9 protein-coding genes are annotated in these 12,444 nt (G+C 71.1%); 7 read left to right on the top strand and 2 right to left on the bottom strand.

All coding sequences use genetic code 11. The annotated features are described in order from the left end of the window. Positions 1-36 precede the first annotated feature (36 nt). Entirely contained in the window at positions 37-2,193 is a 2,157-nt protein-coding gene (locus tag IE263_RS31455; protein ID WP_189941227.1) for a hypothetical protein, read from the bottom strand. A gap of 284 nt (positions 2,194-2,477) precedes the next feature. Between IE263_RS31455 and IE263_RS31450 the strand changes: the two genes are divergently transcribed. The 4 genes from IE263_RS31450 to IE263_RS31430 all read left to right on the top strand — a co-directional run bounded on the left by IE263_RS31450 (position 2,478) and on the right by IE263_RS31430 (position 7,104). Then, a complete protein-coding gene (locus tag IE263_RS31450) occupies positions 2,478-4,007 on the top strand; it encodes an alpha/beta fold hydrolase (protein ID WP_229911273.1) in 1,530 nt (509 codons plus the stop codon). A gap of 496 nt (positions 4,008-4,503) precedes the next feature. Next, positions 4,504-5,202, top strand: a complete 699-nt coding sequence (locus tag IE263_RS31440; protein ID WP_189941367.1) for a prepilin peptidase — start codon at positions 4,504-4,506, stop codon at positions 5,200-5,202. A 73-nt stretch (positions 5,203-5,275) separates the two neighbouring features. After that, a complete protein-coding gene (gene mqnC, locus IE263_RS31435; RefSeq protein ID WP_189941226.1) occupies positions 5,276-6,475 on the top strand; it encodes a cyclic dehypoxanthinyl futalosine synthase in 1,200 nt (399 codons plus the stop codon). Positions 6,476-6,498: 23 nt separating this feature from the next. Continuing rightward, a complete protein-coding gene (locus tag IE263_RS31430; RefSeq protein ID WP_189941225.1) occupies positions 6,499-7,104 on the top strand; it encodes a hypothetical protein in 606 nt (201 codons plus the stop codon). Between the two features lie 81 nt (positions 7,105-7,185). Here IE263_RS31430 and IE263_RS31425 read toward each other — a convergent pair whose 3' ends face one another. Beyond that, positions 7,186-8,220 (bottom strand): chitinase, encoded by a 1,035-nt coding sequence (locus IE263_RS31425; protein ID WP_189941224.1) that lies wholly within the window; start codon positions 8,218-8,220, stop codon positions 7,186-7,188. A gap of 394 nt (positions 8,221-8,614) precedes the next feature. Between IE263_RS31425 and IE263_RS31420 the strand changes: the two genes are divergently transcribed. Genes IE263_RS31420 through IE263_RS31410 form a run of 3 tightly spaced genes read left to right on the top strand, consistent with a single transcriptional unit; the run spans position 8,615 to position 12,439 of the window. Then, the gene (locus IE263_RS31420) at positions 8,615-8,923 is read left to right on the top strand and encodes a hypothetical protein (RefSeq protein WP_189941223.1); all 309 of its coding nucleotides are present in this window, start codon (positions 8,615-8,617) and stop codon (positions 8,921-8,923) included. Positions 8,924-8,942: 19 nt separating this feature from the next. Beyond that, positions 8,943-11,324 carry a bifunctional polysaccharide deacetylase/glycosyltransferase family 2 protein gene (locus IE263_RS31415; protein ID WP_229911270.1) on the top strand — a complete coding sequence of 794 codons (2,382 nt, stop codon included), beginning with the start codon at positions 8,943-8,945 and terminating at the stop codon, positions 11,322-11,324. Further along, positions 11,324-12,439 carry an acyltransferase family protein gene (locus tag IE263_RS31410; RefSeq protein ID WP_189941222.1) on the top strand — a complete coding sequence of 372 codons (1,116 nt, stop codon included), beginning with the start codon at positions 11,324-11,326 and terminating at the stop codon, positions 12,437-12,439. Before IE263_RS31415 ends, IE263_RS31410 begins: the two co-directional genes overlap by 1 nt. Positions 12,440-12,444: the final 5 nt, after the last annotated feature.

Genomic DNA, 12,444 nt, shown 5'->3' with positions numbered 1-12,444 from the left:
CGGCGGGCGAGTTCTCGCCGTTCTCGCAGCGGTTCACTACGCGGGGGCGGGCGGATCCGCGAGGGCCGTGGTCCCCGGGGTGCCTGTGGTGCCTGTGGTCCCCGTGGTGCCTGTGGCCGCCGCCCAGTCACGCACCGCCGCGATCAGCCGGGGAATGTCCTGCGGGACAGCGGACAGCGGTCCCTCGGTCTCGTAGTACGGCGCCCCCTCCCCACCGGGCAGCCGCAGCAACAGGGTGGGGATGGTCCGTGGTTCCACGACAGCCGTGTCCTGGCACTCCGCGCACACCGGCAGCATCCGGCGGTGCGGGCCCTCCGGCGCGACCCGTACGTGGCGGCGGGTGCGGGCCGGTCCGTGGAGCGGGTTCACGCCGCAGCACAGGTCGTTGAGCTCACCTGCGAGCGCGGCGCGGCCCGCACGGGCGAGGAGGGTGACGGCGACGAGGATCGCCGGGTCCTGGGGGGCCGTGGCGGCGTCGTCGAGTCGGCCGGGGTCCCTGTCGACGAGCAGCAGCGCGGCGTCGGCGCAGTCGCGGAGCCGGGCCCGGGCGGCCGGATCGTCCACCTCGCCCCTCCCCATGTCCCGCACCAGCGTCCGGAGTTCACTGCGCGCCACCATCAGCAGATACGCCGCCGACGGCTCCGTCGGTGCCGTGTACGGCAGCAGTTCTGTCGGCAGCGGCTCCGGGTTGCGGCGCCGGATGACCGCGCCGGCGATTCCGAGAGCGCCCGCGACGAGGGTGAGGAGGACCACCGCGGCGAAGGCGCCGAGCAGCAGACCGGGCCAGAAGTCGCCGGAGAAGAGCGGGCGGAGAGTGGTCTCCGAGACGGGGTCGGAGGCGGGGGCCGGGGCGGAGGGGTGCTCCGGCTCGGCCGTGCGCGGGGAGTCGTCCAGGTAGGTCATGAGCCGGTCGAGCCGCTCGCCGAGCAGGTGGTCGTCGGCCTCGTCCGCCGCGTCGTCGCCGTACGCGATGGGCTCCGGCAGGTCGAAGTACAGGCGGGTGCTGTCCAGCCGGAGGCCGTGGTTGAGGACGGTGATGAAGCCGTCGTGCGGATCGGCGACGACGTACACGCCGGCCCTGCCGAGGCGTTCGTGCACCGAGGCGGCGAACAGCTCGGGATCGGCGGCGGACTCGTCCTCGCTCAGCTGCGGGACGAGCGCGACGTACACCGGGCCACCGCCCGCCGAGCGGGCGAACGACCGGATCCGCTCGCGCAGGCGGTTCGACTGGCCGGCTTCCAGCACGGATCGGCTCTCCGGATCCTCGTACACCGGGTCCTTCGCCAGACCCGCCGCCACACGGTCCACGCGGGCCGACAGGTCGGCGGCCGTGGGTGCGGGGGCGGCGCTCGACCGGGTCTGGTCGAAGAGGAGGGTCGCGGTGAGGGCGATCCCGCCGGCGGCCAGGAGGGCGAGGGCGGGGGCGAGCCACGGCCGTCCCCACGCCGGCCGCGCCGCACCCGGCCGCGCCGCACCCGGTCGACGCCCACGCCAACGCCGTACGTACGCCGTCACCAGCAGCAGCGACAGCGGTACGGCGGCCAGCAGGATGCCGGTGAGGAAGGACTGGTTGTCGCGGTCGGTGGGGCCGATGTACTGGGCCGGGGGGTCGTCGTCGGCGTACTTCTCACGCGCCGCGTCCGCCCGGGCGGCGGCCTTCGCGGAGCCCTGGGCGACGACCTCCGCGAAGCGTTCCATGCTGCGCAACGGGCCCGCGTCATACGGCAGTTCGTACGTGGTGACCGTCAGGGCGTCCTCGACGGGTGCGCGTACGCCGAAGGCGGCCGCCTCCGTCACCCCGACGCCGTCGACCAGCACGTACAGCCCGTCCCGGCCGAGCTCGTCGTGCACCGCGCCGAGCAGTTCCCTGTCGTCGCCGCGCTGTGGGGGAAGGACGAGGACGTACGTCGGGACACCCGTCCGCTTCGCCAGCTCGGCGAACTCGGGCGCCGTGGAGCGGGGGATCTCGCGGGGTAGCTGGTCGGTGACGTGGACGGGGTTCGTACGGAGGCGGGCGGCGAGGTGGGCCGCCTGCGCGGATTCCGGCTCCGCTGCCCACGTGGTCGTGGCGGACGCGAACAGGGAGGCGAGGAGGAGGAAGAGGGGGACGAGGAGGGTGGGGAGGAGGGTGAGGAGGGCCCGTATGCGTACAGGTCCCCGAGCGTCCGTACCCCGTGCCACGACTGTCCTCACGACTGCTCCCCCGACTCTCCTGCACCGTGTCCCGCGGCACCCTACTGAGGACTTCGCTACTGCGAAAGCGAAGTCCTTCAGGCAGGCGCTGAAGGGGGGTCAGGGGAAGACCCGGGGTGCTGGGGGGCAACCCCTGAGGCACATTCCCGAGGCCGGCCCTGGGGGTGTCCCGGGGACTTCCCTGATTCCGTTCTCCAGTGGTTGTGGCGCTCTTCGCCTGCCTGCCACGGTCGTTGCGGGACAGTCCCCGTGATCCATTGCGCAGGACCCTCGGAAGGGACTTCATGCAACCGTTCTTCAGAACGCTCACCGGAGTGCTCGCCGCCGGAGTGCTCGCCGGAGCGCTGACGCAGGGTGCGGCGGCGGCCGCGGCCGGGCCGGCCGGCAGGAGTGCGACGGCGTCGGCCGCCATCGACTGGAAACCGTGTCCGAAGGACGCCACGGCGGAGTGCGGCAGCTTACGTCTGCCCGTCGACTGGGCTCGTCCGTCGGGGGAGCAGTTCGAGCTTGCGGTGGCGCGTCGCAAGGCCGCCGATCCGGATCGCCGGGTCGGTGTGCTGTTCGTCAACCCGGGCGGGCCGGGCGACTCGGGCGTGGACTTCGCCGTGCGGCGGGCCACAGGGCAGTTCAGCGCGGACATCCTGGAGAGGTTCGACATCGTCGGCTTCGATCCGCGTGGAGTCGGGGGAAGTCAGCCGGTGAAGTGCTCGACGGAGTTGCTGGACCGACGGCCGTCGGCATATCCCCGTGACCAGGCGGAGTTCGAGCGGCTCGCCGCGTACAACCGGGCCCTGCGGGAGGACTGCCGACGCCACAGCGGGCCGGTCTTCGACCACGCCGACACCTTGAGCGTCGTCCGGGACATGGACGCGCTGCGCAGCAGCCTCGGCGAGCAGAAGATCAACTACTTTGGCCACTCCTACGGCACGCTGATCGGCCAGCAGTACGCGGAGCGGTACGGCGACCGCATCCGGTCCATGGCCCTCACCGCGAACGTCGACCACAGCATCGGCGCCCGGGAGTTCATGGTCTCCTCGGCGGCCGCCGCGGAGGACTCGTTCCACCAGTTCGTGCGGTGGTGCGACCGCACCCCCTCCTGCGCCCTGCACGGCCGGGACGTCACCGCCGTATGGGACGGCGTCCTCGCGCGGGCGGACCGGGGCGAGCTGCGCGACCCGGAGAACCCGGACACGCTCCTCACAGCACACGCGATCACTCTCGTTGCCTTCAAGGCGTTCTACGACCCGGACTGGGAGGAACTGGCCACGTACGTGGCGGGACTCGACGCGCAGGAACGGCGTGCGGCCCCACCTCGGACGGCGACGACGCAGAGGACGGATCAGCAGACGGATCAGCAGACCGAGGAGAAACCATTTCACGCAGTCTTCTGCCAGGACTGGAACATCCGGACCGAGGACTACCAGGAGTACGCCCAGCTGACCGCGGCCGAACTACGCGCCGCCCCCCACATGCGCGGCTCCCCCCGTGTGCACGACGCCGTCGTCGGCTGCGTGGGCTGGCCGGAGAAGGTGAACAACCCGCAGCACCGGCTGCGCATCCCAGGGACCACTCCGAGGATTCTCATGCTTCACTCGCTCCACGACCCGGCGAACCACTTCACCTGGGCGGCGAACATACATCGGCAGACCCGCGGGACGACCGTCCTGCTGCCCTACGAGGGCGCGGGCCACAGCGTCTACGGCCGCACCGACTGCACCCGCGACGCCGTGGACGCCTACCTCACCGAGCGGCGCATACCGAGCCCGGGAAGCCGCTGCGCCGCAGCTGAGAAGCAGGCCCTCACCGGAGGCTGAACCGCGTGGGGACGCTGCGGGGCCGGGACCTGCGGACGAGGGCCGTGGGCGGCCGCGGGATCTCTGTAGGCTCGACGCACCGCCCCCCCTGCCCGCACACGACCTAGGACACCGCCATGGCGCGACGCAGCACTTCACCCTTGACGGGCTCGACGGGAAGCCCGGCGGGAAGCCCGACGGCGCCCGGGCGGTTCGGCGTCGCGGTCGCGGTCGCGGGATGAGTGAGATCGCGCCGCTCGACGCCGTACTGATCGCCGTCGCGGCGGTGTGGGGCGCGGTGACGGGGGCGCTGCTGCCGCGGGCCGCCTATCGGTTCTCCGTGCCGTGGGAGGAGCCGGAGGCGGAGTCCGGGCGGGAGGCGGAGTCCGGGCGGGAGGCGGAGTCCGGGCGGGAGGCGGAGTCCGGGCGGGAAGCCGAGCGCGGGCGTGACGCCGAGCGCGGGCGGGAAGCTGAACCTGGGCGGGAAGCCGAGGCCGGGCGGGGCGAAAAGGCCGCGGTGGAGGCTGCTCCGGGCTGGCGGACGGTCTGTCCGAGCGGGCACCCGGTCCGCGGCTGGCTCGGTCCCGCCCGCTGTGCGAGCTGCGCCGCCGCCGTCCCGACGGCCGTCCACGCGGACGCGGGACCTCTCCCGCCCACGCCCTCCACGGCGTCCTACGGCCCCGCCGCCCCCCTCCTCGCCGGAGTCACCGCCCTCCTCTGCGCCACCCTCGCCGTCGCCACCGGCATCCGCCCCGAGCTGGCCGTCTGGCTGCTGATCGCGCCCGTCGGCGTGCTGCTCGCGGTCGTCGACCGGCGTGTCCAGCGGCTGCCCGACCCGCTCACCCTCCCGCTCGCCCCCACCGCTCTCGCGCTGCTCGGCGTGGCCGCGCTGCTGCCCGAGCACGCCGGGGACTGGACGACGGCCCTGCTGGGCTCACTCGCGTTGAGCGCCGGCTATCTCGTCCTGCACCTCATCAACCCCGGCGGCATGGGCTTCGGCGACGTGAAACTGGCCCTCGGTGCGGGCGCCGCCCTCGGCTGGTACGGCTGGGCCACGGTCATGTTGGGCACCTTCGCAGGGTTCCTGCTCGGCGCGCTGTACGGCGGCGCGCTCGTCGTGGCGAGGAAGGCCGGGCGCGGGACGACGATCCCGTTCGGGCCGTTCCTGCTCGCGGGAGCGTTCGTGGGGCTGCTGATCGGCGCGTACGCGGCCTGAAGTGAGGCTGGTGAAAACGCTGGCGTAGGCTGGTTCGGTCCGTCCACAACCCTTGACGAAAGGGATGCCCCCGGTGACCGAGAAGGCCGACCTGCAGTCCGTGCTCGACCGTGCCGCCGCCGGTGGGCGGATCACGCCGCAAGAGGCCCTCGACCTCTACCGTGACGCGCCCCTGCACGCGCTGGGGGCCGCCGCCGACGCCGTACGCCGCCGTCAGTACGCCGGTACCGAGCACATCGCGACGTACATCATCGAGCGGAACATCAACTACACGAACGTGTGCGTCACGGCGTGCAAGTTCTGTGCCTTCTACGCGGCCCCGAAGGACAAGGCCAAGGGCTGGACGCGCGACCTGGACGACATCCTCCGCCGGTGCGCGGAGACCGTCGAACTGGGCGGCACCCAGATCATGTTCCAGGGCGGGCACCACCCGGATTACGGCGTGGAGTACTACGAGAAGCACTTCTCCGCCATCAAGAAGGAGTTCCCGCAGCTCGTCATCCACAGCCTGGGGGCGAGCGAGGTCGAGCACATGGCGCGGATCTCCAAGGTGTCCGTGGAGGAGGCGATCCAGCGCATCCACGCGGCGGGTCTGGACTCCTTCGCCGGCGCCGGCGCGGAACTGCTCCCCGAGCGCCCCCGCAAGGCCATCGCGCCCCTCAAGGAGTCCGGCGAGCGCTGGCTGGAGATCATGGAGGCCGCGCACCGGCTGGGTGTCGAGTCCACGTCGACCATGCTGATGGGCACCGGCGAGACGAACGCCGAGCGCATCGAGCACCTGCGGATGATCCGTGACGTGCAGGACCGGACGGGCGGCTTCCGGGCCTTCATCCCGTACACCTACCAGCCGGAGAACAACCACCTGAAGGGCCGCACCCAGGCGACCCTCTTCGAGTACCTGCGGATGATCGCGATCGCCCGCCTCTTCCTCGACAACGTCCGCCACATCCAGGGTTCGTGGCTGACCACGGGCAAGGAGGTCGGCCAACTCTCCCTGCACTACGGCGCGGACGACCTCGGCTCGATCATGCTGGAGGAGAACGTCGTCTCCTCGGCCGGCGCCAAGCACCGCTCCAACCGCCTGGAGATCATCGACCTGATCCGCAAGGCGGGCCGCGTCCCGGCCCAGCGCTCCACGACGTACGAGCACCTCGTCGTCCACGACGACCCGGCGAACGACCCCGTCGACGAGCGGGTGATGTCCCACATCTCGTCGACGGCGATCGCGGGCGGGACGGCCCACCCCGAGCTGAAGCTGCTCGCGTCCAACTAGCCGGCCTGCCGACCGACCTCGCCATGCTCACGATCCACGCGGACTCCAAGGGCCGGGCGCTCGCCGTCAAGGGCGCGTGGATCGCCGAGGCGGGCCCGCTGGAGGACCTCGTCGCCGCCCATCCGCGCGCCCGGGTGCGCCAGTGGCCCGGCATCCTTACCCCTGGGCTCGTCAACCTGCACGGCAACGAGCTGCTGGAGGAGGCCTACCACCCCGACCCGCGCGAGGCCGACGAGCTGGGCACCGAGCCGCTGACCGGGGACGCGCTCGCGGCACTCGAACTGGACGACGCCCGCTGGGGCGCGAGCGCCCGGCGCGGGGTGCAGCGCATGCTGGCGCACGGCACGGTCGTGGCGGCCTGCGAGGAACTCCGCAACCGCGCGGTCCGGGACGCCGTACGCCGCTCCGGCCTGGGGACCATGGGCCGGCTCGGGCGACCCGGCGGAGTGCCCTCGCTCGACCCGTACGCCTCCGGCTGGCCGGTGGAGTTCGCACAGCCCAGGGAGCCCGGCTCCGCCGCCCGGTTCGCGTTCTTCGACGTCCCGGACGAGGCCGCACTCGCCGAACGGGGGGCCGCGACCTGCGTGGCGACCGTGGTCGAGGGGCGCCTGGTGTACCGGCGGCGCTGAGGGCGCCCTGCAGGGGCGCGGGGAACTGCGCGACCAGCCACCAAGGACCCGCAGTCGGCCGACGACAGAACCCGCCGAGGCCTACTCCGAGAACGCCTCCGCGAACGCCCCCGAACTCTGCTCCACCCCGCTGCAGTTGGTCAGCGGGTCGTCCGTGGAGGTGCCGTCCGCACACTGCTGGTCGCGGAAGGTCGACCACATCGACACCCACGCGATCCCCTTCCCCTCGGCGAACGTCCGCACCTGAGCCGCGTCCGCCAGCGTGAAGGTCTCGTTGTCGACGTCGTTGACGCCGATCATCGAGGTGAGCGCCATGCCCTTCCAGGCAGCGGCGTCCGACGTGCCGAAGATCTTCTTCAGCTGGGTGTGCGCGGCCGTGGCCGAGGCGATCGCGTAGCCGCCCATGTCGCCGGTGTACGACTCGCCGTAGTTCATCGTCATCAGGTTGACGGTGGAGACCTGCACGTCGTACATGTTCGCCGACTCCAGCAGCGCGAGGCCGTCGGCGTCCAGTCCCGAGGGCATCACCGGAAGGGTGAAGGAGACCTCCAGGTCGGGGCGTTCCTTCTGCAGCACGGCGATGGCCTGGGAACGCAGGGCGACCGAGGCGGAGTCGGTCAGCTCGTCGCCCTCGATGTCGAAGTCGGCCTGCGTGGAGCCGGCCGCGTCGAGCGCGGCGCCGTACGCCTCCGCCAGTTCCGGCACGCTGTCGCAGACCGCCGCCAGCTCCTTTCCGGAGGCCCCGCCGAAGGAGACACGGACCGAGGCACCGGAAGCGGTGAGCGCGGAGATGCGGGACTTCACCGTCGTGTCGCCGATGGCGTGCGCCCCGTTCCATTCCGGGGTGCACCCACTCCCGTCCGAGATGACGAAGGCGAGGTTGTACGTCGTGGGGGATCCGGCCGCGTCGTTCTCGGAGGCCTCGGTGGCGCTCACGTACGGCGCGTAGGAGGTGTGCGTACTGAACGCGGCGCTCTGCGACGGGGAGGCACTGCTGCTCTTTTCGGGCGCCGCGGCTGCCGCGTCCGACGTGCCGCCGGACCCTGCGGAGCATCCCGTCGTGGCCAGAGCAAACAGGCAGCTGAGCCCTGCCGCAGGCCTCAGGAAACTCCTCATTGCGCATGCACCCGCTCTCGTGATTTCTGTCGCAGGACGGAAACAAAGGGTGTTTCCGGGGTGGAAATGTCTCACATACGGGCAGCTCGCGCGGGAACAGTGCGCACACAGGCATTCCATGGATGTAATCGCGCAAAAGAGGGCAACTGCCCGCCCAAAAGGGACAATCAACCGTCTCATTCCATGAGGTGGCCGCGCAGGGATTTCCCGGATCTCTCAGGCAACGGACAGGTTCGGCCGTTTCTCATGGTTCTCTCACATGAAGCTCAGAGTTTAGGCCACATAAAGGCTCCCTAGTGTCTGGGGAATGCATTCCGAGCCTGCCGTCGAAAGCCGTGCCGCCACTCGCAGTCGCCGCCGCAAACGCGGAAACGACTCCGCCGCGGACGGGCCCGTGTTCGTTGACAACTCCGGACGCAGGTCCAAGCTGCTGCGCCGGATCGGCCTCCTCCTGGGCGTCGGCTGCCTCGCCTACGCGGTCGTCCTCGGCGCCGCCTTCATGGGCTGGGGCACCTCGCTGACCCCGTCCTCGCTGCTGCCGTTCGGCGGCAGCGGCCAGGGCGGCCAGCGCGGCCAGGGCGGTCAGGGCCCCAGCGGTGTCCGTCCCGACGGCGGCCTGGGCAACCAGATCGGCCTGCCGGGCGGCACTCTGCCCTCGGGCGCCGCCTCCCCGACCCCGTCCGCCTCGGCGACCGCCAACTGACCGGAGCGCAGCCACCCTCATGACGACGACTCCCACCCGCGGCCGGCGCCGCGCCCCCTCCCGCATGGAGCGGGCGGCGGGCAAGGCCGCGGCCCTGCAGAAACCCCGTGTCATCCTCGCCGGTCTGCTCCTGCTCGCGCTGACCAGCGTGATGCTGCTCGACGGCTATCTGCGCGCCGAGGTCGGCGGCGACCAGCGCGTCCGCACCGGGGCCAGTTCCAGCAAGGTCCCCGACGACGTCCTCGACGGCGGCCCGATCCTCACCTTCCGCGGCGGCCAGGCTACCACCCTCTCGGTGCCCGACAAGACGATCGCGCTCACCTTCGACGACGGCCCCAACCCCACCTGGACCCCCGAGGTGCTGGAGGTCCTCCAGAAGTACGACGTGCCCGCCACCTTCTTCGTGGTCGGTTCGATGGTGTCGCGCTACCCGAGCGTCGTGAAGGACATGGTCGAGCAGGGCCACGAGGTGGGCATCCACACCTTCACCCACATCGACCTCTCCTACCAGAGCGACACCCGCGTCGACCGCGAGATGCAGCAGACCCAGCTCGCGCTCGCGGGCGCGGCCGGCATCACCACCACGCTGTTCCGGGCGCCGTACTCCTCGAAGACGGACGCCATCGACAACTACAGCTGGCCCGTCTACGAGAGGCTCGGTGAGGACGGCTACACCAGCGTGTTCATCGACACCGACAGCGACGACTGGAAGCGGCCGGGCGTCTCGAAGATCATCGAGGGGGCCACGCCGGAGGACGGCAAGGGCGCGTCAGTGCTCTTCCATGACGCGGGCGGCGAGCGCTCGCAGACGATCGAGGCACTGCCGACGTACATCGAGAAGATGAAGGCGGCGGGGTACACCTTCACCACCATCAGCGGGGTCATGAGGGCGCAGAACGCGACCGCGCCCGGGGGGTCCGGCCGGCAGCAGGCCGGCGGTGCGGCCGAGGCGGGGGCCGCGGGTGCCACCGGTGCGGCGGGTGCAGGGGGTGCCGGTGGTGCCGCCGGCGCGGCTGGTTCCGAGGGTGGGCAGCCCGGTGCCGGTGCCGGTGCAGGGCCGAACGGTGAGGGCGACGGTGCCACCGTGAACGTTCTCCAGGCCGCCCACCGCGAGGCCACCGGCCTCACCCTGTACGAGGGCAAGGCCCTCGTCGCGGCGGTCGCTTTCGCCGAGTGGACGGTGCCGGCGCTCTCGGTCGGGCTGATGGTCGTCGGCGTGGCCGTCATGGGCCGCTTCGGGATGATGCTGCTCCTCGCCCGCCGCCACTACAGGATCCGCAACAAACGCCGCTTCAGCTGGGGACCGCCGGTCACCGGCCCGGTCAGCGTGATCGTCCCCGCGTACAACGAGAAGGAGTGCATCGCCAACACCCTCGAGTCGCTGTCGCAGAGCACCCATCCGATCGAGATCATCGTCGTCGACGACGGCTCGAGCGACGGCACGTCCGAGATCGCGCGCAGTGCGGCCGAGTCGCTCGGCATGTCGAACGTCCGCGTCATCCGCCAGCAGAACGCCGGCAAGCCGGCTGCGCTCAACAACGGTGTCCGCAGCGCCAGTTACGACATCGTCGTGATGATGGACGGCGACACCGTCTTCGAACCGGACACCGTACGGCAGCTGGTGCAGCCCTTCGCCGACCCGAAGGTCGGCGCGGTCGCCGGCAACGCCAAGGTCGGCAACCGCAACACCGTCATCGGCGCCTGGCAGCACATCGAGTACGTGATGGGCTTCAACCTCGACCGCCGCATGTACGACCTGCTGCGCTGCATGCCGACGATCCCCGGCGCGATCGGCGCCTTCCGCCGCGACGCCGTCCTCGAGGTCGGCGGCATGAGCGAGGACACCCTCGCCGAGGACACCGACATCACCATCGCCATGCACCGCGCGGGCTGGCACGTCGTCTACCAGGAGCACGCCAAGGCGTGGACGGAGGCGCCGGGCTCCCTGAAGCAGCTGTGGTCCCAGCGCTACCGCTGGTCCTACGGCACCATGCAGGCGCTGTGGAAGCATCGCAAGTCCCTGACGGACAAGGGTCCTTCGGGCCGCTTCGGCCGGGTCGGCATGCCGCTGGTCGTCCTCTTCCAGATCGTCACGCCGGTCTTCGCCCCGCTCATCGACGTGTTCACCGTCTACTCGATGATCTTCATCGACTTCAAGGCGGCCCTGCTGGCGTGGCTGGCGGTGCTGGGCGTCCAGTTGGTGTGCGCGGCCTACGCCTTCCGGCTCGACCGCGAGAAGTACCGCTACCTGCTGATGATGCCGCTCCAGCAGCTCGCCTACCGCCAGATGATGTACCTCGTCCTCATCCATTCCTGCATCACCGCCCTCACCGGCGGCCGCCTCCGCTGGCAGAAGCTGAAGCGGACGGGCGAGGTGGGGACACCGGCCGGAGTGAGTTGATGGGGGCGCACAGCAAGGGGGTGGTTCGGCCGGCTCCGTCGGCCGTCCCCTCGGACACCGCCCCTCTCCCGCGGCCGAGACCCACGGCTCGTGACCGGTACTTCGACACCCTGCGCGCCCTCGCGCTGGTCCGCGTCGTCGCCTATCACACCTTCGGGTGGGCCTGGGCCGGCTTCGTCTTCCCGTCCATGGGCACCATGTTCGGCCTGGCCGGCACCCTGATGGCGAAGTCCCTGGAACGCCCCGCGCTCAAGGTGGTGAGGAGCCGGCTCCGCCGTCTCCTGCCCCCCTTCTGGTTCTGGGGCGCCTTCGTGGTCGTCGCGATGCTGATCCACGACTGGATGCCGGGGTGGCAGATCGTGTACTGGATCGTGCCGCTGGGCGACCCCCCGGGCAATGCCTGGGGCGAGCAGGCCTGGGAGATTCTCTGGTACCTGCGCACGTACCTCTGGTTGGTCCTGCTCTCCCCGCTCCTGCTCCGCGTGTTCCGCCTGGCCCCCCTCCCCGTACTCGCCCTGTCCCTCGCCCCGATCCTGGTCCTGACCTTCCTCTGGGCCGGCCCCGACAACCGGGTCGGTACCGCCCTGTGGGACCTGTCGACGTACCTCTTCTGCTGGATGCTCGGCTTCGCGCACCGCGACGGCGTGCTCCAGCGGCTGAGACCGGCCCCGGTGGTCGTCCTCTCGCTCGCCGCGATGGCCTGCGGCGGCTGGTACGCCTTCGCGCACCAGGCCGACGTCGGCACCTACGACCTGGACGAGAATCCCCTCGCGCAGGCCTTCTGGTCGGCCGGTTTCGTGTTGCTGCTGATGTGGGCGAAGGCCTGCTTCCGGATCGACTTCGCCTGGCTCACCCGTTTCCGGCGCACGAACCGGGTCGTCACCGTCTTCAACGCGCGCGCGGTGACGATCTACCTCTGGCACGAGATCGCCCTGATCCTGGCGGTCCCGCTGATCGACCGGTTCTGGGACGTGCCCGCGTTCGAGAGGTATCTGCCGCTGGACAGCCAGTGGTTCCTGTTCGGCGTCGGCTGGCTGCTGATCGGCGTGTTCGTGCTGCTGTGCGGGTGGGTCGAGGACGTGGCGGCGCGGAAGAAGCCGAGGCTCCTGCCGTGAGCCGG

It is taken from the genome of Streptomyces aurantiogriseus (genome assembly GCF_014649375.1).
Taxonomy (GTDB): domain Bacteria; phylum Actinomycetota; class Actinomycetes; order Streptomycetales; family Streptomycetaceae; genus Streptomyces; species Streptomyces aurantiogriseus.
Note: the sequence above shows the minus strand (reverse complement) of the source record. Positions and strands in the feature narration are given on the sequence as shown.

Excerpts from the sequence above, each read along its gene's own strand:
- IE263_RS31450 (WP_229911273.1), top strand. The coding sequence starts at position 2,478 with ATGCAACCGTTCTTCAGAACGCTCACCGGAGTGCTCGCCGCCGGAGTG.
- IE263_RS31430 (WP_189941225.1), top strand. The coding sequence starts at position 6,499 with ATGCTCACGATCCACGCGGACTCCAAGGGCCGGGCGCTCGCCGTCAAG.
- IE263_RS31425 (WP_189941224.1), bottom strand. The coding sequence starts at position 8,220 with ATGAGGAGTTTCCTGAGGCCTGCGGCAGGGCTCAGCTGCCTGTTTGCT.
- IE263_RS31415 (WP_229911270.1), top strand. The coding sequence starts at position 8,943 with ATGACGACGACTCCCACCCGCGGCCGGCGCCGCGCCCCCTCCCGCATG.
- IE263_RS31410 (WP_189941222.1), top strand. The coding sequence starts at position 11,324 with ATGGGGGCGCACAGCAAGGGGGTGGTTCGGCCGGCTCCGTCGGCCGTC.